Source organism: Curtobacterium sp. MCBA15_004, from assembly GCF_001865055.2.
Taxonomy (GTDB): domain Bacteria; phylum Actinomycetota; class Actinomycetes; order Actinomycetales; family Microbacteriaceae; genus Curtobacterium.
In genome coordinates, this window is the sequence record NZ_CP126266.1 from 2,496,671 (window position 1) to 2,520,501 (window position 23,831).

Genomic DNA, 23,831 nt, shown 5'->3' on the forward strand with positions numbered 1-23,831 from the left:
TGCGACACCGACCGTCCCCGGCGTATTTGACCCTGTTCAGGGGCCGTGCCACCATCGTGCGTCCCCGTCCCACCGCCCCGTCCGAGGTCCCATGACGTCCGCGCCGCCCCGTCCCCCGTCGCTCCGCGAGCAGCTCGCACGCCGCAAGCCCGTCGAGCGCCTGCAGGCCGAGGCGTCCACCGGGGTCGACGGCCGCCCGCTCCGTCGGTCGCTCGGGGTCTGGCACCTGACGATGATCAGCGTCGGCGCGACGCTCGGCACGGGCATCCTCGTGGTCCTCGGCACCGCGGTCCCGCTGGCCGGTCCGGCGGTCTGGATCTCCTTCGTGGTCGCCGGTGTCGCCGCGCTCCTGTCCGCGCTCCTGTCCGCGCTGTCGTACGCCGAGATGGCCGGGGCCGTGCCGACGTCGGGGTCGAGCTACTCGTACACCTACGCGACCATGGGCGAGGGCATCGCCTGGGTCTGCGGCTGGTGCCTCGTCCTGGAGTACGCGGTCTCCGTCGCCGCGGTCGCCGTCGGTGCGAGCGAGTACGTCGACGAGACCCTGCGCGTGTTCGGGCTGCACCTGCCCACCGCGCTCGCGGCCCCGCCCGGGGACGGCGGCGTCGTGAACCTGCCCGCCGCGGTGCTCGTGCTCCTCGCGACCGTCGTCCTGCTGCCCGGCGCGCGGGAGAGCGCGTGGGTGAACACGTTCATGGTCGCGGTGAAGATCGCCCTGCTCGTGTTCTTCGTCGTCGTGGCGTTCACGGCGTTCCAGGCGCAGAACTTCACGCCGCTGGCACCGATGGGCGCCGCGGGCGTCACCGCGGCGGCATCGCGCCTGTTCTTCTCGTACATCGGCTTCGACGCCGCGTCCACCGCCGGCGAGGAGGCGAAGGACCCCCGCCGCGACCTCCCCCGCGCCATCATCGGGTCGATCGCCCTCATCACCGCGCTCTACATCCTCGTGGCGATCGCGGCGATCGGCGCCCGCTCCTGGACGTCGTTCTCGTCCGACGAGGCCTCGCTCGTCCGCATCGTCGTCGAGGTCACCGGGCAGCCCGTCGTCGCGCTCGTCTTCTCGATCGGTGCCGTCATCGCCATCGCGAGCGTCGTGCTCACCGTCCTGTACGGGCAGACCCGCATCCTGCTCACGATGGCGCGCGACGGCCTCGTGCCGAAGCTCTTCGGCCGCGTCTCCGCACGGACCGGGACACCCGTCGCGGGCACGCTCGTCGTCGGCATCGTCGTCACCGTCGTGGCCGCACTCGTGCCCCTGGGCGAGCTCGCCGACGCGACGAGCATCGGCACCCTCGTGGCGTTCGCCCTCGTGAACGTCTCGGTCATCGTGCTGCGCCGCTCCCGCCCCGACCTCGAGCGCTCCTACCGCGTCCCGCTGTTCCCCGTGGTCCCGGTGCTCGGCACCCTGTGCTGCGTGCTGCTCGCGGTGTTCCTCGGCGCCGGGACGTGGATCGCGTTCGGCGTGTGGATGGTCGTCGGCGCCGTGCTCTACCTGGCCTACGGCCGCCGCCACAGCACCCTGCACTGACCCGCGGGCGCCTGGCGCCTCCGGGCCCGCCTTCCCCGCGCGCTGCCCCCGGTCCGTTCCCCACCACCCGGACGGATCGCGAAAGCGACAGTTCGCCGCCGATCATCCGGACGAGACTGTCGCTTTGACGGGAGGCTCGGGGCGGCCCCGGCGCGAACTGTCGCTTTCCCGAGGGACTCACCGGACATCCGGCGGCTCAGCGACCGCGTCGGATCAACGACACGGGACGCCGTGCTGGCGCAGGTGCGCGCGCAGCAGCTCCGGCTCCACGAGATGACCCCAGTGGACACGGACGAAGCCGTTGACCTCGGGTCGGGCGCGGATGCGGTCCTCGCGGAGCTTCTCGACCCAGACCGCCCCAGCACTGCTCCGGCCCGCGAGCATCGCCGGGTCCTCGTACTTCTGCCGTCCGTCGAACTCCACGACGATCCCTTCCCTCGGCAGCCAGAAGTCGACCCGGTCGACCGTCCCGTCCGCGTGACGGAACTCGCGCTGCGGCTCCATCGGCGGGCACCGCAACTCCGCTGCGCGTGCGGCGAAGTACGACTCACCGACCGACTCGTGCCGCGCGTCGCAGTGGTCGAGGGCCTGTGCAACCCGGGTACTCCCCCACGGACCGGACGCGAGCGCGAGCCGACCGAGCAGCTCGACGTCCACACCGTCGCGCAGTGCGTGGTCCAGGACGACGACCGCCGTCGAGAGCGATCCCCGTCGTGCGATCTCGACGGTGGTCTGGGCGAGGTCCGTGAAACCGACACCGTGGAAGTGCCGTCCCGACGGGCGCGGGACCCCGGCGTGCAGGGTGAGCCCGACGCGCTGCAGGTCGTGCTCGATCCCCGGGACCATGGCGTGCACGCGGTCCAGCCATGCGTCGAGCCGTGGCACGCCGAGCACGGCCGCCGCGGAGTCGAGCGCCCAGACGGCGGCAGGACGGAGCAGCGGGGATGCCGCACGCATCCGGACGAGGTGGCGGCTCCGCCCGTCGAGCCCCTCCCACGCGTCGCGCCCGACGTAGACACCGTGTCGGACCCGCACGAGGTCGCCCGACCGACAACGGCGCTGGAGGTCCCGCGCCGCAGCTCGGTCGACGGGGTCGGTCCGGAACAGGTCGACGGCGTTCGCGGGATGCATGCCCGCACTCTGTCGCCGGAGGTGCCCACACGGACGACCGCGAGCCGATCTGTGGACAACCGCCGCGCCTCCCGGCCGCGCAGCGTGCTCGCGAAAGCGACAGTTCTCACCGCCCGGCGCACGTTTCCCATCGGAAAGCGACAGTTCCGCCCGAACAGTCGGCGGTGAACTGTCGCTTTCGCGAAAGCGACAGATCAGCGCCACCCCGCCACCCGCCACCCGCCGCCACCCCGCCCCCGCACACGACGAAGGCCGCCACCCCGAGGGGCAGCGGCCTTCGTGACCGTGAGGTCGGAACTACGCGAGCTCGACCGTGGCGCCGGCGGCCTCGAGGGCCTCCTTCGCCTTGTCGGCCGTCTCCTTGTTGACGCCCTCGAGCACCTTGGCGTCGGCGGTCTCGACGAGCGCCTTGGCCTCGCCCAGGCCGAGCGACGTGAGGCCACGGACCTCCTTGATGACCTGGATCTTCTTGTCACCGGCCGACTTGAGCACGACGTCGAACTCGGTCTTCTCCTCGACCTCCTCGGCGGGGGCAGCAGCGCCACCGGCCGCGGCGACCGCGACGGGGGCAGCAGCGGTGACCTCGAAGACCTCCTCGAACTTCTTCACGAAGTCCGAGAGCTCGATGAGCGTGAGCTCCTTGAAGGCCTCGATGAGCTCGTCCTGCGAAAGCTTCGCCATGATTTTCTCCTACTACTAGCTAGTACGTGTGGTTGATGAACGCGTGCCTGGTCAGGCCGCGGACTCCTGCTTCTCGCGAAGGGCGTCCACGGTGCGGACGGCCTGCGAGAGGGGTGCCTGGAACAGGTACGCAGCACCGAACAGCGAGGCCTTGAAGGCGCCGGCGAGCTTGCCGAGCAGGACTTCACGGGACTCGAGGTCGGCGAGCTTGTCCACCTCGGTCGCGGTGAGCGGGTTACCGTCGAAGTAACCGCCCTTCACCACGAGCTGGGGGTTCGCCTTGGCGAATGCACGCAGCGACTTCGCGACGGCGACGGTGTCACCGTGGACGAAGGCGAGAGCGGACGGACCGGCGAGCTCGTCGTCGAACGACGTGATGCCGGCGTTGTTCGCCGCGATCTTGGTCAGCGTGTTCTTCACCACGGCGTACGTGGCGTGCTCACGGATCGAGTTGCGGAGCTCCTTGAGCTGCGCGACCGTGAGACCGCGGTACTCGGTGAGCAGAACGGCGTTCGAGCTCTGGAATGCATCCGTGAGCTCGGCGACCGCAGCTTCCTTGTTCGCCATGGTTCTCCTTGGGGTTCTTGCCGGCTAGCCCCAGGACCTGCACACATGAAGAAAGCCCCGGCGCAGAGGCTCGGAGCTGCTCCCCCGCGAACGGTAGGAGTGGTTCGGAACACCTGCGCTGGCTTCCTCACGAGTGAGGACCTTCGGTCTGCGCGCAAGCGCACAGACGACCGGCGGTCTTTGGCTTCGAGAACGGTACCACAGGACCGGCACCGCACCCAACCACCCGACGCAGGCCCGCGCCGGAACCCCACCACCGGCCGGACGGGAGGCCCGTGGCGGCGCCGCCCCGCGCCTCCCGTCCGTCAGGTGGCCGACGCCACCGCGTCGCGCGCGTCCGCGGCCCCACCAGCGCCCGGCCGCACCGCGGGCAGGTGCACCGTGAACACGGTGTCGCCCGGCTCGCTCGTCACCGTGACCGAGCCGCCGTGCGCCTGCACGACCGCGTCGACGATCGCGAGCCCGAGCCCGGTCGACCCCGCGCTCCGCGACCGCGAGCTGTCGGCCCGGGCGAAGCGCTCGAACAGCTTCGGCACGAACGCGGGGTCGATGCCCTGCCCGTCGTCCCGGACCGTCAGGTCGACGCCGCCCCCGGCGCCCGCTCCGACCGGGGTGAGGCCGACGGTGATCCGCGTGCCCTCCGGGGTGTGGGTCCGTGCGTTCGTGACGAGGTTGACGACCACCTGGTGCAGCCGGGCCGCGTCGCCGGGGACCACGACCGGCTCGTCCGGGACGTCGACGGCGATCGCGTGCGCCGGCGAGGCCGCGTGGGCGTCGTTCACCGCGTCGAGCACGAGGCCGGTGAGGTCGACCTCGGCGAACTGGACCTCGCGGCCCTCGTCGAGGCGAGCGAGCAGCAGCAGGTCCTCGACCATCGAGGTCATCCGGATCGACTCGCTCTCGATCCGGCCCATCGCGTAGACGACGTCTGGCGGCAGGTCCCCGCCCATCCGACGGGTGAGCTCGGCGTACCCGCGCACCGAGGCGAGCGGCGTGCGGAGCTCGTGCGAGGCGTCGGCGACGAACTGCCGGACCTGCTGCTCGGACCGCTCCCGGGCCTGCAGCGCTGCGCCGATGTGGCCGAGCATGCGGTTGAACGCGGTGCCGACCCGTCCGACCTCGGTGCGCGGGTCGGTGTCGGGGACGCGCACGCCGTCGAGCACGTCGCTGCGGTCGAGGGGCGTCCGTGCCACCGCGGAGGCGGTCTCGGCGACCCGGTCGAGCGGCCGCAGGGAGCGGCGGACGGCGAGCGCGGCGACGGCCGAGGCCGCGAGCAGGGCCAGCACGGTCACGACGAGCACCACCACGAGGAGCTTCCCGACGCTCTCGTACACCGGGGTCATCGGCAGGCCGACGACGAGCACGGCGGGGCCGACCGGCGCGGCCGTGACCCGGTAGCGCCCGAGGTCCCCGCCGAGGTCCACGGTGTGCGCCCGACCGTCGACCGTGACCGTGCCGAGCGGTCGGACCACGGCGCTGCTGAGCCGTCCGAGGTCGCCGGCGTTGTCGATGACGCTGCCGACCACGACGTCGCCGTTGAGGAAGTAGGCCGTGAGCGTCCCCGCTGCCTGCCCGCTCGGCCGGGCGATGTCGAGCCCGGGCCCGTTCGGCCCCTGCTGCTCGACGGAGCGCTGCGCCCGGTTCGTCGCGTACTGCAGCTGGTGGTCGATGGCGGACCGCTGGATCGAGGCGAGCGCGATGATGCTGCCCGCGCCGATCACGGTGCTGACGGCGACCGCGAGCGCGACGGTGACCAGGACGAGCCGGCGGCGGAGGGTCACGGGTGCGCCCTCAGGAGGTCGGCTTGATGACGTAACCGACACCGCGCACGGTGTGGATCATCGGGGTCTCGCCGGCGTCGATCTTCTTGCGCAGGTAGGAGATGTAGATCTCGACGACGCTCGACTTGCCGCCGAAGTCGTACGACCACACACGGTCCAGGATCTGCGCCTTGCTGAGCACCCGGCGGGGGTTGCGCATGAGGAAGCGGAGGAGCTCGAACTCGGTGGCCGTCAGCTCGATCGGGCGGCCGGCCCGGGACACCTCGTAGGACTCCTCGTCGAGCACGAGGTCCCCGACGACGATGCGGGAGTCCCCGGCCTCGGAGACCGAGATCTGCGAGCGGCGGACGAGCCCGCGGAGCCGCGCGACGACCTCCTCGAGCGAGAACGGCTTCGTGACGTAGTCGTCGCCGCCCGCGGTGAGCCCGGAGACGCGGTCCTCGACGGAGTCCTTGGCGGTGAGGAACAGCACCGGGGTGTCGTCGTCGTTCTGCCGGAGCCGGGCGAGCACCTGCAGGCCGTCGAGGTCGGGCATCATCACGTCGAGCACCATCGCGTCGGGCCGGAACTCGCGCGCGGTGGCCAGCGCCTCCTGCCCGCCGTTCGCGCTCTTGACCTCCCAGCCCTCGTACCGGAGCGCCATCGAGAGCAGGTCGGTGAGACTGGCCTCGTCGTCGACGACGAGGATGCGCAACGGGGAACCGTCGGCACGGGTGAGGCGCGGGGCTGCGGTGGGCTGGGAGATGGTCACACTCCCAGTGTCGAGGGTTTCCTATGAGCGCACTGTGGAGGAACCGTCCGCGCTCTGTGGATCACCCGTCGACTCCCCGCCGGGCGCCGTGAGGGCACCCGGGGAGCGCTCCGTAGCGTGGCGGCGTGCTGCGATCCCCCGCCTGGCCCCCGTCCGCCCAGGACGTCGACACCGAAGCGGTCGGACGGGCGGTGCGGGCCGCGACCGCGGTCGCGGGACCGGACGGGAGGCCCGGTGCGGCCCCGGCGGACCGGCTCGCGGTGGTCCGGGCGCTCGGCGCCACCGCCCCGCTCCTGTCCGCGGGCACGGCCGGCGCGTCCTTCGCGACGCTCGCGGCGGTCGCCGCGGCCGACGTGCAGGCGGCGCGGGTCCTCGAACCACACCTCGACGCCCTCGCGATCCTCGCGCAGGCCGGCGTCGCCGCCCCGGCCGGGTCGTCGTGGGGCGTGTTCGCGGCCGAGGCGCCCGGGCTCCGGCTCGGCGCGACGGTGTCGTCCGCCGACCGGGACGTTCCGCCGGGACCGTCGCCGGCCGTGCCCTCCGGCACCGCGGTCGTGCTCGACGGGACGAAGCCGTGGTGCTCGCTCGCGTCGTCGCTCTCGCACGCCCTCGTCACGGCGCACCTCGGCGACGAACGGGTGCTCGTCGCGGTCGAGCTGCGCCAGGGCGGTGTCACCGTGCACGACGAGGCCTGGGTCGCCCGCGGCATGCCGGACGTCCCGAGCGGACCGGTCGACCTCGTCGGGGTCGCCGCGCAGACAGTGGGGGCACCCGGCTGGTACCTCCGTCGTCCCGGGTTCGCCTGGGGCGGGATCGGCGTCGCGGCGTGCTGGTGGGGCGGCACGGTCGGACTCGCACGGGTGCTCCGCGACCTCGCCCGGGCCCGCCCGGAGAGCGAGCTGCTGCAGGCCGCGCTCGGGGCGACCGTCCTCGACCTCGAGGACGCCGAGGACGCGGTCGCCACCGCCGCGGCCCGCATCGACGCGGTCGACGCGGGTGGCGCGCCCGGTGCGGAGCCGGACTGGCCGCTGCTCGCGCAGACCGTCCGGTCGCGGGTGCGCCGCGCGGCCGACCGGGTGCGCGAGCGCGTCGTCCGGACGATCGGACCCGGTCCGCTCGCACAGGACCCCGCGGTCGCGGCGCGGGTCGCCGACCTCGAGCTCTACGTGCTCCAGGACCACGGCGACCGCGACCTCGCCCGCGTCGGCCGCACCGTCCTCGAGCGCGGCGGTGTCGCGTGGTGAGCTTCGACCACCGCGAGCCCGGGACCGACCCGGCGGCGTGGACGACGTTCCTGGCCGGCGTCGGTGCCGCGACCGTCGACCTCGCCGGGGTGGGGTCGGTCGTGGTCGTCGCTCCGCACCCCGACGACGAGACCCTCGGCGCGGGCGGGCTGATCGCGACCGCGGCCGACGCCGGCACCCCCGTGCACGTGCTGCTCGTGACCGCGGGCGAGGGCTCCCACCCCGACTCCCCCACGACGACGCCGGACGCACTCGTGACCCGGCGCCGTGCCGAGTTCCGCGCCGCACTCGGCACGCTGCACCCCGCGGCGAGCGCCATCGAGCTGACCGTCCCGGACGGCGGGCTCCGCGAGCACCGCGACGAGCTCCGTCGTGCCCTCGCGGCACGCCTCGCCGGGGCGGCCCGACCGACGCTCGTCGTGGCGCCGTGGCGCGGGGACGGTCACCGCGACCACCGGATCGCCGGCGAGGTCGCCGAGGAGCTCGTCGCCGCGACCCCCGGCACCGCGCTGTTGTCGTACCCGGTGTGGACCTGGCACTGGGACACCCCGGACGCGTCCGCCGCACCGTGGGAGCGGGCACGGGTGCTCCCGCTCGACGCTGCCGTGCGCGACCGGAAGGCCCGGGCGCTGGCGGCGTACCCGTCGCAGACCGAGCCGCTCTCCCCCGCGCCGGGCGACGAGGCGGTCGTCGACGACCGGCACGCAACGCACCACCTGCGGGCCGAGGAGTGGTTCTTCGTGCCGGACCCGGCCACGGACGACGCCGACGCCGACGCCACCCTCGCCGACACCCCCGTCCCGTCGTCCCGTTCGCGGGCGTCCTTCGACGAGCACTACGCCCGGAAGCCCGAGGGGTGGGACTTCGACGGGTCCTGGTACGAGCGCCGGAAGCGTGCCGTCACCCTCGCCGCCCTCCCCCGCGAACGGTTCCGGTCGGCGCTCGAGCTCGGGTGCGCGACCGGGGTGCTCACCGCTGCGCTCACCGAGCGTGCCGACGCCGTGCTCGGGACGGACATCGCCGCGGCACCGCTCGACCGCGCACGGCGTCGTGCGCCCGCGGCCCGGTTCGAGCAGGCCGCGTTCCCGGCGGAGTGGCCGGCGGGCCGGTGGGACCTCGTGGTCCTGTCCGAGGTCGGCTACTACCTGTCCCCGGACGACCTCGACCGCACCGTGGACCGCGTGCTCGGCTCGCTCGACGACGACGGGGTGCTGGTGACCTGCCACTGGCGGCACCCCGACGACGAGGCCGTCTCCGACGGGGACACCGTCGACGCACGGATCGGCGCACGCTGGCCCCGGCCGCGGCTGGTCCACCACGTCGAGGACGACTTCGTGCTCAGCGTGTTCCCGGGGCCCGACGTGCGGTCCGTCGCCCGCACCGAGGGACTCGCCCCGTGACCGGGCGGACCGCGGTCGCCGTGCCCGCGCGGACCGACCCCGTCGGGCCCCGCCGGGTGGACGTCGTCGTGCCCGTGCACGACGAGGAGGCCGCCGTCGGACGCTGTCTGTCCGCCCTCGCGGACGCCGTCCGTGCCGTGCGCGCGGCGTCGCCCGGGGTCCGGGTCGGCGTCACCCTCGTGCTCGACGGCTGCACGGACGGCACGGCCGCCGTGGTCGCCGCGGCCAGGTCGTCCGACGCCACCTGGGACGACCGGACGCTGCACGTCCTGGCCTCCGCGCACGTGGGCGTCGGGCGGGCTCGGGCGCTCGGCGTCGCCCACGCGCGGGTGCTCGGCGCCGGACGCACGCCGCTCCCGACGGCCGCCACCGACCCCGTCGCCCCGGCGGACCACTGGTTCGCGCACACCGACGCGGACTCGCGCGTCGACCCCGACTGGCTGCGGCAGCACCTCGCGGCACTCACCGACGGCGCGCACGTGCTCGTCGGCGCGGTGGTCCCCGACGCGGACGACCTCGACGCGGACGTCCTGGCCCGGTGGCGGGCAGCACACCCGCCCGGTGCGACGCTCGGGCACGTGCACGGCGCGAACCTCGGCGTGCGCGCGGACGTCGACACCGCCGTCGGCGGCTTCGACCCCGTCCCCGAGCACGAGGACGTCCGGCTCGTCGCGCGGGCCCGGGCCCTCGGCTTCCGGGTGCGCGACACCGAGGACCTCCCCGTGGTGACGAGCGGCCGGTTCGCGGGCCGGACGCCCGGCGGCTACGCCGAGCACCTGCGCCGGACCTACGGCGACGCCGGCTGACCCGGCCGGGCCGTCCTACCCCGCGACCGGGTAGTCGCAGTACGCGAACCACGTCGAGTCCGGCGACCACGGCGGCACGTTCACGGTGCCCTGACCCCCGTCGAGCGCCACGAGCGTCTCCGGCACCACGGCGATCCGGGCACCACGGACGAGCGACCCGGGCAGCAGCCGGAGCTCGACCCGGTGGTCGGCGGGGTGCCCCTGGACGCCGGGCTCGTACGACAGGTACAGCAGGTGCGCGCCGTCCGGTGACAGGTGCGGGAACCAGTCGACCCGGTCGTCGGCCGTGATCCGCACCGGGTCCCCGCCGTCGAGCCGGACGGCCGCGAGCTGCGCGGTGCCCGGCGTGAACCGCTCGGTGTTCCACAGGACCGTCCCGCCGTCGGGCGTGACCGTGCAGCCGTCGTCCGGGTGTCCGTCGCGCGTCAGGAAGGTCGGCTCGCCCGTGGCCGGGTCGACGAGGGCGACGTCGGTGGTCCAGACGCCGTCCTCGGACAGCTCCCCCACGATCGCGGCGAGCGACGACCCGTCGGGGGCGATGCCGTGCAGGTAGAACTTCCGGCGCACGGGGTGCGCCGCGGCGACGTCGGTGATGCGGGTGGTCGGTCCGCCGTCGGGCAGCGGCACGCGGTACAGCTCGCCGTCGCGGGCGCTCACCACGACGGAGCCGCCCGCCGGGTCGAGCACGTGGTCGTTGTTGATCTCGTCGACGCCGTCCATCGGCACACGGACCAACGCGGTCTCGTCGAGCACGGTGCCGTCGTCGGGCAGCCGGAGCCGCCACAGGTCGCCGTCGCCGTTCAGCACGAGCGTCCGTTCGTCGAGCACGTTCGGCGCCTCGACGAGCAGTGACGACGACGCGAACACGAGCCGGCTGGTCCGCGACGCCAGGTCGTACACGTGCACGCGGCTGGTCTGTCCGGGCAGCAGCTGCCGCCCTCGGGTCCCGGTCATGGTTCCATCCTCTCCGGACGTGCGAGAGCGACGGCCCCCGGCGGTGGACGCCGGGGCCGTCGCTCCTGCGAGGGGGTGCTACTTGACCGCGCCCGCGGTCAGGCCGGCGACGAACTGCCGCTGCACGATGAGGAACGCGATCACGACCGGGATCGAGACGACCAGCGAGGCCGCCATGATCTGGTTCCAGTACACGTTCGTCTGCGTCGAGTACTGCTGCAGGCCGTTCGCCAGCAGCTGCCCGTCGCCGTTCGTCATGACCGAGGCGAACAGCACCTCACCCCACGCCGTCATGAACGAGTAGATGCCGACCGCGACCAGACCCGGACGGGCCGACGGCAGGATCACGCGGAACAGCGCGCCCATCGGGCCGGACCCGTCGACCATCGCGGCCTCGTCGAGCTCGCGCGGGATGGTCTCGAAGTAGCCGGACAGCATCCAGATCGAGAACGGCAGCGTGAACGTCAGGTACGTGATGATCAGGCCGAGCCACGAGCCGACCAGCTGGATGCCGAGGGCGTTGCCGAGGTTCGTGAAGATGAGGAACAGCGGCAGCAGGAACAGCACGCCGGGGAACATCTGGGTGGAGAGCACCGCGGTGGTGAAGGTGCTCTTGCCCTTGAAGTTCCAGCGCGAGACGCCGTACGCCGCGAACGTCGCGATGACGAGCGAGAACAGCGTCGCGACGGTGCAGACGACCAGCGAGTTGACGAAGTACTTCGCCAGCGGGACGGTCGACCACATGTCGATGAACGGCTGGAAGGTGATGTTCGTCGGGATCCACGTGAAGTCGTTCTGCACGTCGCCGAGCGGCTTCATGGCCGTCGTGATCATGACGTAGAGCGGGACGACGGTGAAGAGCGTCAGCAGGACGATCGTGATGATCTTGAACGACTTGGCGCCGAGTGTCTCACGCACGGACGGACCTCCGGTTGGTCACGGCGAGGTAGATGCCCGTGACGATGAGCAGGAAGATGAGGAGCAGGACGCTCATCGCGGCGCCGGAGCCGAAGTTCCAGGTGATGAACGACGCGTTGTAGATGTGGAAGCTGAGCAGGTCGGCTGCCGGCGGCTGCGCGGTCGAGCCGAACAGCACGAACGGCGTGTTGAAGTCGTTGAACGTCCAGAGGAACATCACGAGCACGAGCGTCACGTTCACCGGGCGGACCATCGGCAGCGTGATCGAGCGCCACTGGCGGAACGGCTTCGCACCGTCGACCGACGCGGCCTCGTAGACGTCGTTCGGCACGGACTGCAGGCCGGCCATGAGCATGAGGAAGGCGAACGGCCAGGTCTTCCAGATCGCCACGACGACGACCGAGACGAAGGCGTTGGACCCGATCAGCCAGAACGGCGCCTGGCCCCCGAACAACCCGAGCTGGTCGACCAGGATGTGGTTCACCGCACCCGAGTCGCGCTGGAACATGAACTTCCAGGTGATGACCCCGGCGTACATCGGCAGCGCGTACGGCACGAGGAAGAGCGTGCGGAACAGGCCCCGGCCCTTGAACGGCTTCTGCAGCGCGACCGCGGCGGCCATGCCGAACGTCCACGACAGCGCGACCACCAGGAGCGTGAAGCCGCAGGTGATCAGGAAGGAGTTGAGCACGCCCTTGCCGATGGCCTGGTCGAAGTCGATCGCGACCTGGTAGTTGCGCAGCCCGGCGAAGGGTGCCGCGCCCCAGTTGGCGATGAAGTACTTGGTGAGCTGGATGAACGAGATCCAGATGCCGGTGACCATCGGCACGATGTGGATGAGCAGCTCGAACAGGATCGCCGGTGCGACGAGCGCGTACGGCAACCAGTGACGCTTCGGCTTGCGGGCCGACTGCGGGCCCGACAGCGTCGGACCCTTCGTGTGCGTCAGGTCGATGCGCTCGGAGTCGGGCAGGACCGAGGTTGACATGGGTGGTGGCCTTCCGGCGAGGTGGGGATCGGGTGCGTCGTCCCCCGGACCGTCGGGACGGCTGCGGCAGCAGCCGGGCCGACGGCCTGGAGGAACGGCAAGCGTGAGCCGATCGGCTCACCCCCGGCGCGTGGCCGGGTGTGGGACCGCTGGTGCGGACCGACGGACGTGCCGCGGGTCACCAGCGAGGGGGTGGAGGCCCGGACGCGTCCTGGCGGACGCGATCCGGGCCTCCAGGCGGATCAACCGGCGGCCTGGGAGACCTGGTCCTGCGCCGTCTGCAGCGCCGACTTGATGTCGCTCTCCGACACGGTCGAGCCGGTGGCGATCTTGGCGAACATGTCGTTCATCGCCTTGCCGACCGTCGACTCGAACTGGTCCTCGGCGGGCACCAGCGGGAGCGGCTTCGCCTTGTTGTTGTAGATGTCGAGGAACGTCTTCGTCTGCTCGTCGGTGACCGAGTCGGCAGCCGAGGCGAGCACCGGCAGGGCCGAGTACGGCTTGTCGAGCGTTGCCTGCGTGTCCGCGCTCGTCATGTACTTGACGAACTTCAGCGCGCCGTCCTTGTTCTTCGTGTTCTTGAAGACCGACAGGTTGATGCCGGCCGGGAAGGACGCGATGTCCTTGCCGTCAGCGGTGGTCGGGAAGGGGACGACACCGAACTCGTCGGTGGTCATGCCCTGCGACGTGATGGTGGCGTTCGCGTTGTTCTGCGTCAGCATCATCGCGGCCTTCTTGTTCGCGAAGTCCGAGACTGCCTGCGTGCCGTTGTCGTACTGCGCGTTCGACGGGTTGACGACCTTGTCGGACTGCATCAGGTCGAGGTAGCGCTTGATGCCCTCGACGTTGCCCTTCTCGGTGAAGGTCGGCTTGCCGTCCTTGTCGAACCACTCGCCGCCGTTCTGCGCCGAGGTGATGAACGCGAAGTGCGAGTTCTCGGTGTACGAACCGCCTGCGATCGTGAAGCCGTACTTGTCGCCCGAGGTGAGCTTCTTCGCGTCGGCGGTGAGGTCCTCCCACGTCGTGGGTGCCTCGAGGCCGGCGTCCTTGAACATCTGCTTGTTGTAGTACAGGCCGTAGGCGAGGCCGTAGAGCGGGACGCTCGTGACGGTCTTGCCGGGGGCGCCACCGGTGGACAGCGCGACCTTGCCGAACTTGTCGGCGCCGCCGATCGCCTTCATCTCCGAGTCACCGAACTCCTGGAAGGCGCCGGTGGCCTGGAGCGAGGTCGCCCAGGTGTTGCCGATGTTCACCACGTCCGGGCCCTGGCCCGAGGTGACGGCGGTCTGGATCTTGTTCTGCAGGTCGTTCCAGCCGATGACCTGGAGGTTCACCTTGATCCCGGTCTCCTTGGTGAACTTCTCGAGCACGGGGGTGAGCACCTCCTTGTCGTTCTGCAGGGAGGTGCCCTGGTTCGACGCCCAGTAGGTGAGCGTCTTCGTGTCGCCGGAGGAACCGGACGACCCGCCGGAGGAGCAGGCCGCCAGGCCGGTCACGGTCAGTGCCGCGGCCGCTGTGATGGCCAGTGCGCGGATGGCAGTGCGCATGACTCTCTACTTTCTCGTCGTTGAGATGGTGCTGAGGGTGGAGCGTGTCGGGTGCTGCTGTGTGCGTGCGGGCCGACGTCGGTGCCGGCCTGCGGGCGGTGCGCGCCCCGTCCGGTCAGGACAGGCTCTGCTCCGCCGGGTCCCAGCCCTCGGGGAGGGTCGGGGAGGGCTCGACGGTGCTCTGGACGAGCACCGTCTCACCACGTTCTGCCGCCTCGGCGATGGAGACCATCACGTCGAGGACGTGGAAGGCGAGGGCACCGGGGACCCGGTTGTCCTGGCCGGCGCGGAGCGAACGGGCCAGGTCGACCACGCCCGTCCCGCGCGAGTAGGTGGAGCCGACGGCGGGGATCGTCTCGGGTTCCTCGGCGCCGTGCGCGAAGAGCTGGGTGTCGCCGTCGAACTCGTTCGGGTCGGGGAACACGACCGTGCCGGTCTCGCCCGCGACCTCGACGAAGCCGGTGCGGCCGCGGTCCGACTCGAACGAGAAGACGCTCTGCGCGCTCCCGCCGCCCTCGAACTGGATGAGCGCGGAGTGGTTCGTCGGCACGTCGACCGGGAACTCGGTGCCGGCCTTCGGACCCGATCCGATCGTCCGCGTGGCGCGGGACCTCGACGCCGTCGCGGTGACCTTCGCGACCGGGCCGAACGCCTGCACGAGGGTGGTGATGTAGTACGGGCCGATGTCGAACAGCGGACCGGCACCGTACGCGAACAGGAACTCGGGGCTCGGGTGCCACGACTCGGGGCCGGGGCTCTGGAAGAGCGTGAGCCCGTTCAGCGGCGTGCCGATGCGGCCCTCGCGGATGGTGCGGAGGGCGGTCTGCAGGCCGGCGCCCAGGAACGTGTCCGGGGCGACGCTGACGGTCTTCCCGGCGGCGGCCGCGGCGTCGCGGAGCTGCGCGGCGCTCTCCCGGTCGAGGGCGTAGGGCTTCTCGCCCCACACGTGCTTGCCGGCGGCGAGGGCCTGCAGGGCGACCTCGACGTGGGCGGCCGGGATGGTCAGGTTGACGACGATCTCGATGTCGTCGTCGGCGAGGAGCTCCGCCACCGAGCCGGACCCGCGGACGCCCCACTTCTCGGCCTGTGCGGCGGCGCGGGGCTCGTCGATGTCGGCGATGAACCGGACCTCGAGGTCGGGGAACACCGTGAGGTTCGAGAGGTACTGGTCCGAGATGACCCCGGCGCCGATGACGCCGACGCCGACGGGACCGGTCCGGGTCGCCCCGGCGGCGTGCTGGTCGGCGGTCGTGTCCGTGGTGGTCATGCGCGGGCCCCCTCGAGGAACGTGTAGGAGTCGGCGACGGCCTGCAGGACGTCGCCCTCGTGGTCGTCGAGCTCGACGACGTGCTGCGCGTCGGGCGCCGCGGCGACGATGTCGCGGATCGGCATGACGCCGTTCCCGACGGCGACCTGCCGCTTGTCGTCGTGCGAGCCGTCGCCGTCCTTGACGTGCAGGAAGCGCACCTTGTCGCCGTACTTCCGGATGACCGCGACCGGGTCGTCCCCGCCGACCGTCACCCAGTAGGTGTCGAGCTCGAGCACGACGTCGTCGGACAGGGCGTCCGCGAAGACCTCGTAGGCCGAGACGCCGTCGATGCGGTTCGAGAACTCGAACGCGTGGTTGTGGTAGCCGAGCACCAGACCGTGGTCGGCGGCGCGCGGGGCGAGGGCGCTGAGTTCGCGGGCGGCGGCCTCGACGTCCTCGCGCGTCGTCCAGCGCGACTCGTCGATGTGCGGGTCGATCAGGGTGCCGAGGCCGATCGTCGTGCTCGCGTGGAAGATCTGCTCCAGGTCCTGCTCGCCGGCGTCCAGCAGACGGGCGTGGCCGCTCGGGCTCCGGAGGCCGGCCTCTGCCAGGGCGTCGCGGAGGGCCTCGGCGCGGTCGACGAAGCCGAAGGCCTCGACGTCGGTGTAGCCGATGGCCGCGATGCGCTGGAGCGTGCCGAGCAGGTCCGCCGAGAGGGCGTCCCGCACGGTGTAGAGCTGGACCGACAGGGGTTGGGTCACCGGGTGTTCTCCTCGTCGAGATGATGGATCGTCGCTGATCGAGCGTCACACTATGACCACCTTCTGTCGGCGGTCAAGCAAAAGTTGCAACCGCTTCGACGAGGTTCGTTGCGTGGCGCGTTCGAACTGTGGTTCACTCCCGACATGGTCGACTTGACACGGACGGCAGCGTCGCCTCCGGTCGGGACGAGCGAGCTCTTCCAGATCCTCCGCGACGGTGTGCCGCGGACCCGTGCCGAGCTGGCCGCCCTGACGGGACTCGCACGCTCGACGATCGCCGTGCGCCTCGACGCGCTCATCGACGTCGGCCTCGTCGGCCCGGTGCACACCGCCGCGTCGACCGGCGGGCGTCCCCCCGCCCAGGTCGCCCTCGTCCCGCGGGCCCGGCTCGTCGTCGCCGCCGACCTCGGCGCCTCGCACGGCCGCGTCGCCGTGACCGACCTGGTCGCCACCCCCCTCGCCACCCGCGAGGCCGCCGTCGACATCGCCGCCGGCCCCGTGCCCACCCTGACCTGGCTGGTCGAGACGATCGACGACCTGCTCGACGAGGTCGGTCGGTCCCGCGAGGACGTCGTCGCGATCGGCATCGGCGTGCCCGGGCCGGTCGAGTTCTCGACCGGCCGCCCCGCGAACCCGCCGATCATGCCCGGGTGGGACGGGTTCGACGTCCCCGCGTGGCTGCACGACCACGTCCCCGCGCACGTCCTGCTCGACAACGACGTGAACATCGCCGCCCTCGGGGAGCGCCAGCACGGCTGGCCCGACGTCGACCACCTGCTCTTCGTCAAGGTCGCCACCGGCATCGGCTCGGGCATCGTCTCGGACGGCGAGCTCCAGCGTGGCGCGCAGGGCACCGCGGGCGACATCGGCCACGTCCGGGTGTCCCGAGCCGGCGACGTCCCGTGCCACTGCGGCAACACCGGCTGCCTCGAGGCGGTCGCGTCCGGCCCCGCCATCGCCCGGGCGCTCCGCGCCAAGGGCCACGACGTGCACACCAGCGGCGACGTCATCGACCTCGTCAACCGCGCCGAGCTCGACGCCATCGGCGCGGTGCGACAGGCCGGACGGGACATCGGCGAGGTCCTCGCCACGTGCGTCTCGCTGATGAACCCCTCGGTGATCGCGCTCGGCGGCTCGATCACGCGTGCCGGGGAGCACCTGCTCGCCGGCGTCCGCGAGGTCGTCTACTCCCGCTCGATGCCGCTCGCCACCGAGCACCTCGTCATCGCGCAGTCCCGCGCCGGCTCGTTCGCCGCGCTGCAGGGGGCCGCGGCGCTCGCGATCGGGTACGCCCTCTCCCCCGCGGGCGTCGACGAGCTCGTCACCTTCGCCGAGGGCCGGGCGCTCGTCTCCTGACCGAGGTCCCGTCCGTCACGGTCCCGTCCGCTCACGGTCCCGTCCGCTCACGGCGGACCACCCCGGCGTCGAGGCGCGTCGGTTCGCGTCCTGTCGGCGTGCGGGGTGACAATCGTACGGTGACGATCGTGCAGCCCACCCTGTGGGGCGACCTGGACCCGGGCTTCGACCCGGTCGTCCCGGCACCCCGCGGGTCGACTCCGTCGTTCCGGCCCGACCCCACCCCCGGCCTGGAGGCGCGTCACACCGCCGCCACGCCCCGCACGGCCGACGCGTCCACCGCCACCGTCCCGTCGGGTACGGCCGCCGCCGCCCCGTCCGGCGCCCCCGCCGCGACTGCGGCGCACGACGCGTTCACCGCGCTCCGTGGACACACCGAGCGGATCGTCGCGCACTCATCGGACCGGGTGGCCTGGCTCCGCGCCCGCGCGATGGGGATCACCGCGACCGACGTCGCCCGCCTCGCCTCGCTCCGCGCGGTCGAGGCCGTCGTCACCGACAAGCGGTACGGGTCCCGGTTCTCCGGGAACGCGTACACCGAGCACGGCAAGGACCGCGAACCGGCGATCGCCGCGTGGGTGGCCGCGACGCACGGCATCCAGCCCTCGGCGCACCTGTTCCACGCCAGCACGAACCGCGCGCACCTCGCCACCCCGGACGGGGTCGGCCTCGACGGTTCGCAGCGGCTCGTCCTCGCCGAGATCAAGACGACGGGCAAGGGCTGGCGGAGCATCCCCCGGCACTACCTCCGGCAGGTCTGGTGGCAGCAGTACGTGCTCGGGGCCGACCGCACGCTGTTCGTCTGGGAGCGCCACGACGACTTCGTGCCCGTGGCCGACGAGCCGGAGTGCCGCTGGGTCGACCGCGACGACGACCAGATCCGCGGCCTCGTGCAGCTCGCCGACATGGTCCTCGACAAGCTCCGCGCCTTCCGCGTCTAGGTCCGGCCGGGCCCGACACCACCGCACCACCGCACCACCGCACCACGCTGCCGGCCGCGCTGGGTTCCCGGCTACACCCGCACCAGACGGAGCCGGCTCATCCCCACGACCAGGATGCCCATCAGGCCGATGAACACCGCGACGCCGAGGCAGTACAGCGCGACGACGCCGTACCCGAGCGACGGGTCCAGGAACGGGTACGGCACCCATCCGTCGGTCGCCCCACGGACCAGCACGACGCCGAGCCAGACCGCCGGGTAGAGCAGGAACCACCACACGTGACGCAGCAGCAGCCGGGCCCGGTCCGAGAACAGCAGCCAGTCGAGCACCACGTACAGCGGGATCCACCGGTGCAGCAGGTCGTTCGACCACGGCACGGTGTTCTCGACCGCCGCGCCGACGAGCAGCGTGTTGTAGACGACCCCGGTCGTGGCGATGTACACCGTCGCCGCGCCCCGGATCCCGCTGAGCAGGAGGGCCGAGCGCTTCCGCCGGGCCGCCGCGACGAGGGTCGCAGCGAACGCCACTCCGACGAACACGTTCGACTGGATGGTGAAGTACCCGAAGAAGTCGATTGGCGAGTAGTCGGGCGCCCGCATGCTCACGAGCCACTGCCCGAGGATCGCGGCGACCACGGCGATGACGACGATCAGCCGGAGGGAGTTGACGAGGGTCCGCACCCGACCACGCTATCCGGACACGATGCCCGACACGCAGGAGGGCCCGCACCGTTCCCGGTGCGGGCCCTCCTGGTGGATCGGTCGATCAGTCGATCAGATCGCGTTGACGTCGAGCGGGATGCCCGGGCCGAAGGTCGTCGAGACGGCGCCCTTCATGACGTAGCGACCCTTCGAGGCGCTCGGCTTGAGGCGCACGATCTCCTCGAGCGCGGTCGAGATGTTCTCGTCGAGCTGCTCCGGCGTGAACGAGGCCTTGCCGACGACGAAGTGCACGTTGGCGTGCTTGTCGACGCGGAACTCGATCTTCCCGCCCTTGATGTCGTTGACGGCCTGCGCGACGTTCGGGGTCACGGTGCCGGTCTTCGGGTTCGGCATGAGGCCACGCGGGCCGAGCACCTTGCCGAGACGACCGACCTTGCCCATGAGGTCCGGGGTCGCGACGGCGGAGTCGAAGGCGGTGTAGCCCTCGGCGACCTTCGCGATGAGCTCGTCGCCACCGACCTCGTCGGCACCGGCGGCGATGGCGGCCTCAGCCGCAGCGCCCACGGCGAAGACGATGACGCGGGCGGTCTTGCCCGTGCCGTGCGGCAGGATGACCGTGCCGCGGACCATCTGGTCGGCCTTGCGGGGGTCGACGCCGAGCTTGAGCGCGACCTCGATGGTCGAGTCGGTCTTGGCCGAGCCGGTCTCCTTCGCGAGGGCGACTGCCTCGCTCGGGGTGTAGAACTTGTCGGCCTCGATCTTCGCGGCCGCGGCCTGGTAGGCCTTGGACTTCTTCGCCATGGTGTTCTCCTTGCAGAGCTACGTGGTTGACGAGCCGGCGAGGCTCTCCCACGGAAGGGGTCGGGGTGTGTGGTGCAGGGAGGCTCAGGCCTCGACCGTGATGCCCATCGAACGCGCGGTGCCGGCGATGATCTTCGCGGCCTGCTCGATGTCGTTGGCGTTCAGGTCGGCCTGCTTCGTCTCGGCGATCTGACGGACCTGGTCCATCGAGATCTTCGCGACCTTGACCGTGTGCGGGGTCGAGGACCCCTTCTGCACACCCGCAGCCTTCTTGATGAGCTCGGCGGCCGGCGGGGTCTTGAGGACGAACGTGAACGAACGGTCCTCGTAGACGGTGATCTCGACCGGCACGACGTTGCCACGCTGCGACTCGGTCGCCGCGTTGTACGCCTTGCAGAACTCCATGATGTTCACGCCGTGCTGACCGAGCGCCGGACCGATCGGCGGGGCCGGGTTGGCGGCGCCCGCGTTGATCTGCAGCTTGATCAGGCCCGTGACCTTCTTCTTCGGTGCCATGTTTCGCTTTCCTCCTGGAATCGAACGCACGGGGACCCGTGCACTCTCCCGCTGGCCCGGCGGATCCGGACCGCGGTGAAGCCCCGCACGCTCAGCGTGCGGGGCCAAACCTGTTCAGTGTACCCGACGGGTACAGGGGCTAGAGCTTGGTGACCTGGTCGAAGCTCAGCTCGACCGGCGTCTCGCGCTCGAAGAGCGAGACGAGGACCGTGAGCTTGCCGCTCTCCGGCTTGATCTCGGAGATCGATCCCGGCAGACCCGCGAACGAGCCCTCCTTGATGGTGATCGTCTCGCCGACCTCGAAGTCGACCTCGGCCTGCGGCTGCGCCTGCGCACCGCCGGACTTGCCGCCGCCCTTGGTGGGTGCGGCGTCGGCGACCTGGACGAGGGACTTCAGCATGCCGAAGGCCTCGTCGAAGCGGAGCGGGGTCGGGTTGTGCGCGTTGCCGACGAAGCCGGTGACGCCCGGGGTGTGCCGGACGACCGACCAGGAGTCCTCGTTGAGGTCCATGCGGACGAGCACGTACGAGGGGATGCGCACGCGGGTGACGAGCTTGCGCTGGCCGTTCTTGATCTCGACGACGTCCTCCATGGGGACCTCGACCTGGTAGATCGAGTCCTCCATCGACATCGAGACCATGCGGTTCTCGATGTTCGACTTCACGCGGCGCTCGAAGCCCGCATAGGAGTGGATGACGTACCACTTGCCCGGCTTCATCCGGAGCTCGGCCTTGAAGGCGTCGTACGGGTCGACCTCGGCCTCGGCCTCGTCCTCGAGCGCGTCGGCTGCCTCGTCGGCGGCGAGCGTCTCGTTGGCCTCGGCCGCGGTGGCGTCCTCGAGCTCGGTCTCTTCCTCGTCCTCGACGGCCTCGACGGCGGCCTCGGCCTCGTCGGGGGTGTCGATCTCGAGGGCGTCGTCGACGACGGCGTCCGCCTCGGGGTCACGGGCTTCCTGCAGGGCGGTGAGCGCCTCGTCGATCGAGGTGTCGACGGTGCCGTCGTCCGGCTCGTCGCTCAGCCCGAGGGACTCGTCGTCCTCGTCCTCGACGGAGATCGCACGCTCCTCGGCCGACTCGACCGAACGGCCCTCGGCGGTCTCGACGTCGCCTTCCTGGTTCTCCTCGACCTCGGAGGACTGCTCAGCAGCCGTGGCGAGGTCGATGTCGTCGCGGGAGTAGTCAGACACTGCGGTTCTTTCCGTTCGGTGGTGCGGATCGGTGGTGCGGTCGGATCGCTTCGCGTCCGGCGCCGTCTCGGGTGACCGTACTCCTGTCGGAAGCCGCGGAGGCCAGCCGACGCCCGAGTCGCCCGGAGGCGGTCCGGGCGGTGCCGGGGTCAGACCGTCGGACCGTTGCCGAAGACGTAGCCGACGCCGAGGCCGAACACGAAGTCGAGGATCGACACCAGGATCATCATCACGATCACGAAGATCAGGACGACGCCGGTGTAGCTGAAGAGCTCCTTGCGCGTCGGCGTGACGACCTTGCGGAGTTCGCCGATGACCTGGCGGATGAAGAGGGCGATGGCAGCGAAGGGGCCACCGCGTGCGGCGCGGTCGGCCTTCGCCTTCGCGACGACGTCGTCCGCCGTCGTTTCCATGTCCTTGCTCGCCAACTTCACACCTTCCAGACTTGCAGGGCGGACAGGACTCGAACCTGCAACCTGCGGTTTTGGAGACCGCTGCTCTACCAATTGAGCCACCGCCCTAGGGAGACGATCCCTGTGGGATCCCCCGCGGTGCCGGCACGCTGGGCGTTCCGTGCACCGGTGGTCGAGTGTACGGGAGTCCGTCACACGCTGTCCACTCGGGGCGGTGCCCCGGCGTGCCGCGCCGGTAGGCTGGCGCCGTGAGCACCGCAGCCCCCGGCCCCGAGTCCACCGCCCCCGAGTCCGCCCGCCACGGGTCCGACCACAGCCCTGCCGCTGCCGCCGACCGGCCGCGCATCGCGAGCCGGATCGCCGCGATCGCCGAGTCGGCGACGCTCAAGGTGGACGCGAAGGCCAAGGCGCTCAAGGCCGCCGGCCGCCCGGTCATCTCCTTCGCCGCGGGCGAGCCGGACTTCGCGACGCCGCAGCACGTGGTCGACGCCGCGGTCGCCGCTGCCCAGGACCCGGCCAACCACCGCTACACGCCCGCGACCGGTCTGCCGGAGCTCAAGCGCGCCGTCGCCGACAAGACCGCGCGCGAGTCCGGCATCGCCGTCGACCCCGCACAGGTGATCGTGACGAACGGCGGCAAGCAGGCCGTGTACCAGGCGTTCCAGACCGTCGTCGACGACGGCGACGAGGTCCTGCTCCCCGCGCCGTACTGGACGACCTACCCCGAGGCGATCCGGCTCGCGGGCGGTACCCCGGTCGAGGTCTTCGCCGGCAGCGACCAGGAGTACCTCGTCACGGTCGAGCAGCTCGAGGCGGCGCGCACCCCGCGCACGAAGGCCCTGCTCTTCTGCTCACCCTCGAACCCGACCGGCTCGGTGTACTCCGCCGAGCAGACGAAGGCCATCGGCGAGTGGGCGCTCGAGCACGGCATCTGGGTGATCAGCGACGAGATCTACCAGGACCTCGTGTACGACGGCGTCCGGTTCACCGGCATCCTCGACGCGGTCCCCGACCTCGCCGACACGACGATCCTCGTGAACGGTGTGGCCAAGACCTACGCGATGACCGGCTGGCGGGTCGGGTGGATGGTCGGCCCCGCCGACGCCGTCAAGGCCGCCTCGAACCTGCAGTCCCACCTGTCGTCGAACGTGTCGAACGTGTCGCAGCGGGCCGCGATCGCCGCCCTGACCGGCCCGACCGAGCCCGTCGAGGCCATGCGCACGGCCTTCGACCGACGTCGGCGCGCCATCGTCGAGGGCCTCAACGCCATCCCGGGCTTCACGACGCCGACCCCGCAGGGTGCCTTCTACGTCTACCCGGACGTCACGGCGCTGCTCGGCCGCGAGTGGGCCGGGTCCACGCCGACGACCACGCTCGAGCTCGCGGACCTGATCCTCGAGCAGGCCGAGGTCGCGGTCGTCCCGGGCGAGGCCTTCGGCCCCTCCGGCTACCTGCGCCTGTCCTACGCACTCGGCGACGACGACATCGCCGAGGGCGTCGCACGCCTGGCACGGCTGTTCTCCTAGTCGCGCACGGCACGTCCCGGCTCCGGACGACACGAGGCGCCCCGCTGCGGCGGGGCGCCTCGTGTCGTCCGGAGCGTCGGTCCGGTCGCGTCGACGGCACGGTGGGTCCGGCCGGGAGGCGCGG

The 23,831-nt window shown here is 71.7% G+C and carries 23 protein-coding genes and 1 tRNA gene; 7 read left to right on the forward strand and 17 right to left on the reverse strand.

The features are described 5' to 3' along the window. Positions 1-91 precede the first annotated feature (91 nt). Positions 92-1,528 carry an APC family permease gene (locus QOL16_RS11540; RefSeq protein WP_071284683.1) on the forward strand — a complete coding sequence of 479 codons (1,437 nt, stop codon included), beginning with the start codon at positions 92-94 and terminating at the stop codon, positions 1,526-1,528. Positions 1,529-1,741: 213 nt separating this feature from the next. On the opposite strand, the gene QOL16_RS11545 is transcribed toward QOL16_RS11540, so the two are convergent. The 5 genes from QOL16_RS11545 to QOL16_RS11565 form a co-directional block, all read right to left on the reverse strand. Continuing rightward, on the reverse strand, positions 1,742-2,659 hold the full coding sequence (locus QOL16_RS11545; RefSeq protein WP_071284684.1) for a type IV toxin-antitoxin system AbiEi family antitoxin domain-containing protein: 918 nt from the start codon (positions 2,657-2,659) through the stop codon (positions 1,742-1,744). 297 nt (positions 2,660-2,956) lie between these two features. Continuing rightward, positions 2,957-3,340, reverse strand: a complete 384-nt coding sequence (gene rplL, locus QOL16_RS11550) for a 50S ribosomal protein L7/L12 (protein WP_065960820.1) — start codon at positions 3,338-3,340, stop codon at positions 2,957-2,959. A 51-nt stretch (positions 3,341-3,391) separates the two neighbouring features. Next, positions 3,392-3,907, reverse strand: coding sequence for a 50S ribosomal protein L10 (rplJ, locus tag QOL16_RS11555; RefSeq protein WP_058741931.1), 516 nt, complete (start codon positions 3,905-3,907; stop codon positions 3,392-3,394). A gap of 305 nt (positions 3,908-4,212) precedes the next feature. Then, positions 4,213-5,688 (reverse strand): HAMP domain-containing sensor histidine kinase, encoded by a 1,476-nt coding sequence (locus QOL16_RS11560; RefSeq protein WP_071284685.1) that lies wholly within the window; start codon positions 5,686-5,688, stop codon positions 4,213-4,215. A gap of 10 nt (positions 5,689-5,698) precedes the next feature. After that, on the reverse strand, positions 5,699-6,439 hold the full coding sequence (locus QOL16_RS11565; RefSeq protein WP_065960817.1) for a response regulator transcription factor: 741 nt from the start codon (positions 6,437-6,439) through the stop codon (positions 5,699-5,701). 125 nt (positions 6,440-6,564) lie between these two features. On the opposite strand from QOL16_RS11565, the gene QOL16_RS11570 reads away from it, so the two are divergent. Genes QOL16_RS11570 through QOL16_RS11580 form a run of 3 tightly spaced genes read left to right on the forward strand, consistent with a single transcriptional unit; the run spans position 6,565 to position 9,889 of the window. Then, complete coding sequence (locus QOL16_RS11570; protein ID WP_071284686.1) at positions 6,565-7,683, forward strand: hypothetical protein; 1,119 nt, start codon at positions 6,565-6,567, stop codon at positions 7,681-7,683. Continuing rightward, a complete protein-coding gene (locus QOL16_RS11575) occupies positions 7,680-9,083 on the forward strand; it encodes a bifunctional PIG-L family deacetylase/class I SAM-dependent methyltransferase (RefSeq protein WP_254780269.1) in 1,404 nt (467 codons plus the stop codon). Before QOL16_RS11570 ends, QOL16_RS11575 begins: the two co-directional genes overlap by 4 nt. Next, on the forward strand, positions 9,080-9,889 hold the full coding sequence (locus tag QOL16_RS11580; RefSeq protein ID WP_254780271.1) for a glycosyltransferase family 2 protein: 810 nt from the start codon (positions 9,080-9,082) through the stop codon (positions 9,887-9,889). Before QOL16_RS11575 ends, QOL16_RS11580 begins: the two co-directional genes overlap by 4 nt. A 15-nt stretch (positions 9,890-9,904) precedes the next feature. Here QOL16_RS11580 and QOL16_RS11585 read toward each other — a convergent pair whose 3' ends face one another. The 6 genes from QOL16_RS11585 to QOL16_RS11610 form a co-directional block, all read right to left on the reverse strand. After that, a complete protein-coding gene (locus QOL16_RS11585) occupies positions 9,905-10,843 on the reverse strand; it encodes a hypothetical protein (RefSeq protein WP_071284688.1) in 939 nt (312 codons plus the stop codon). A gap of 78 nt (positions 10,844-10,921) precedes the next feature. Continuing rightward, complete coding sequence (locus QOL16_RS11590) at positions 10,922-11,761, reverse strand: carbohydrate ABC transporter permease (RefSeq protein WP_065960812.1); 840 nt, start codon at positions 11,759-11,761, stop codon at positions 10,922-10,924. Further along, a complete protein-coding gene (locus QOL16_RS11595; RefSeq protein WP_139197544.1) occupies positions 11,754-12,749 on the reverse strand; it encodes a carbohydrate ABC transporter permease in 996 nt (331 codons plus the stop codon). The genes QOL16_RS11590 and QOL16_RS11595 overlap by 8 nt, the downstream gene beginning before the upstream one ends. 242 nt (positions 12,750-12,991) lie before the next feature. Beyond that, the gene (locus QOL16_RS11600) at positions 12,992-14,296 is read right to left on the reverse strand and encodes an ABC transporter substrate-binding protein (RefSeq protein WP_065960810.1); all 1,305 of its coding nucleotides are present in this window, start codon (positions 14,294-14,296) and stop codon (positions 12,992-12,994) included. Positions 14,297-14,411: 115 nt separating this feature from the next. Beyond that, the gene (locus tag QOL16_RS11605) at positions 14,412-15,563 is read right to left on the reverse strand and encodes a Gfo/Idh/MocA family protein (protein WP_071284689.1); all 1,152 of its coding nucleotides are present in this window, start codon (positions 15,561-15,563) and stop codon (positions 14,412-14,414) included. Beyond that, complete coding sequence (locus QOL16_RS11610) at positions 15,560-16,306, reverse strand: sugar phosphate isomerase/epimerase (protein WP_071284690.1); 747 nt, start codon at positions 16,304-16,306, stop codon at positions 15,560-15,562. Before QOL16_RS11610 ends, QOL16_RS11605 begins: the two co-directional genes overlap by 4 nt. A 144-nt stretch (positions 16,307-16,450) precedes the next feature. Between QOL16_RS11610 and QOL16_RS11615 the strand changes: the two genes are divergently transcribed. Next, a complete protein-coding gene (locus tag QOL16_RS11615; protein WP_171898724.1) occupies positions 16,451-17,662 on the forward strand; it encodes an ROK family transcriptional regulator in 1,212 nt (403 codons plus the stop codon). A 383-nt stretch (positions 17,663-18,045) separates the two neighbouring features. Continuing rightward, positions 18,046-18,603 carry a YqaJ viral recombinase family protein gene (locus QOL16_RS11620; protein WP_065960835.1) on the forward strand — a complete coding sequence of 186 codons (558 nt, stop codon included), beginning with the start codon at positions 18,046-18,048 and terminating at the stop codon, positions 18,601-18,603. A 71-nt stretch (positions 18,604-18,674) separates the two neighbouring features. Here the strand turns inward: QOL16_RS11620 and QOL16_RS11625 are convergent, their stop codons facing one another. From QOL16_RS11625 to QOL16_RS11650, 6 genes are all read right to left on the reverse strand, one after another. Continuing rightward, positions 18,675-19,283 carry a Pr6Pr family membrane protein gene (locus QOL16_RS11625; RefSeq protein WP_071284691.1) on the reverse strand — a complete coding sequence of 203 codons (609 nt, stop codon included), beginning with the start codon at positions 19,281-19,283 and terminating at the stop codon, positions 18,675-18,677. Between the two features lie 93 nt (positions 19,284-19,376). Further along, a complete protein-coding gene (rplA, locus tag QOL16_RS11630; RefSeq protein ID WP_065960804.1) occupies positions 19,377-20,066 on the reverse strand; it encodes a 50S ribosomal protein L1 in 690 nt (229 codons plus the stop codon). Positions 20,067-20,150: 84 nt separating this feature from the next. Further along, entirely contained in the window at positions 20,151-20,582 is a 432-nt protein-coding gene (rplK, locus tag QOL16_RS11635) for a 50S ribosomal protein L11 (protein WP_017888638.1), read from the reverse strand. A gap of 139 nt (positions 20,583-20,721) precedes the next feature. Beyond that, positions 20,722-21,768 (reverse strand): transcription termination/antitermination protein NusG, encoded by a 1,047-nt coding sequence (nusG, locus tag QOL16_RS11640; protein ID WP_071284692.1) that lies wholly within the window; start codon positions 21,766-21,768, stop codon positions 20,722-20,724. 149 nt (positions 21,769-21,917) lie between these two features. Further along, positions 21,918-22,202 (reverse strand): preprotein translocase subunit SecE, encoded by a 285-nt coding sequence (secE, locus tag QOL16_RS11645; protein ID WP_139197545.1) that lies wholly within the window; start codon positions 22,200-22,202, stop codon positions 21,918-21,920. A 14-nt stretch (positions 22,203-22,216) separates the two neighbouring features. Continuing rightward, positions 22,217-22,289 (reverse strand) — tRNA-Trp (locus QOL16_RS11650). 236 nt (positions 22,290-22,525) lie between these two features. Between QOL16_RS11650 and QOL16_RS11655 the strand changes: the two genes are divergently transcribed. Then, the gene (locus QOL16_RS11655; RefSeq protein WP_071248586.1) at positions 22,526-23,707 is read left to right on the forward strand and encodes a pyridoxal phosphate-dependent aminotransferase; all 1,182 of its coding nucleotides are present in this window, start codon (positions 22,526-22,528) and stop codon (positions 23,705-23,707) included. The last annotated feature ends 124 nt before the right edge of the window (positions 23,708-23,831 follow it).

Coding starts and splice junctions, on each gene's coding strand:
- QOL16_RS11540 (WP_071284683.1), top strand. CDS start 92: ATGACGTCCGCGCCGCCCCGTCCCCCGTCGCTCCGCGAGCAGCTCGCA.
- QOL16_RS11545 (WP_071284684.1), bottom strand. CDS start 2,659: ATGCATCCCGCGAACGCCGTCGACCTGTTCCGGACCGACCCCGTCGAC.
- rplL (WP_065960820.1), bottom strand. CDS start 3,340: ATGGCGAAGCTTTCGCAGGACGAGCTCATCGAGGCCTTCAAGGAGCTC.
- rplJ (WP_058741931.1), bottom strand. CDS start 3,907: ATGGCGAACAAGGAAGCTGCGGTCGCCGAGCTCACGGATGCATTCCAG.
- QOL16_RS11585 (WP_071284688.1), bottom strand. CDS start 10,843: ATGACCGGGACCCGAGGGCGGCAGCTGCTGCCCGGACAGACCAGCCGC.
- QOL16_RS11595 (WP_139197544.1), bottom strand. CDS start 12,749: ATGTCAACCTCGGTCCTGCCCGACTCCGAGCGCATCGACCTGACGCAC.
- QOL16_RS11600 (WP_065960810.1), bottom strand. CDS start 14,296: ATGCGCACTGCCATCCGCGCACTGGCCATCACAGCGGCCGCGGCACTG.
- QOL16_RS11605 (WP_071284689.1), bottom strand. CDS start 15,563: ATGACCACCACGGACACGACCGCCGACCAGCACGCCGCCGGGGCGACC.
- QOL16_RS11615 (WP_171898724.1), top strand. CDS start 16,451: ATGGTCGACTTGACACGGACGGCAGCGTCGCCTCCGGTCGGGACGAGC.
- rplA (WP_065960804.1), bottom strand. CDS start 20,066: ATGGCGAAGAAGTCCAAGGCCTACCAGGCCGCGGCCGCGAAGATCGAG.
- rplK (WP_017888638.1), bottom strand. CDS start 20,582: ATGGCACCGAAGAAGAAGGTCACGGGCCTGATCAAGCTGCAGATCAAC.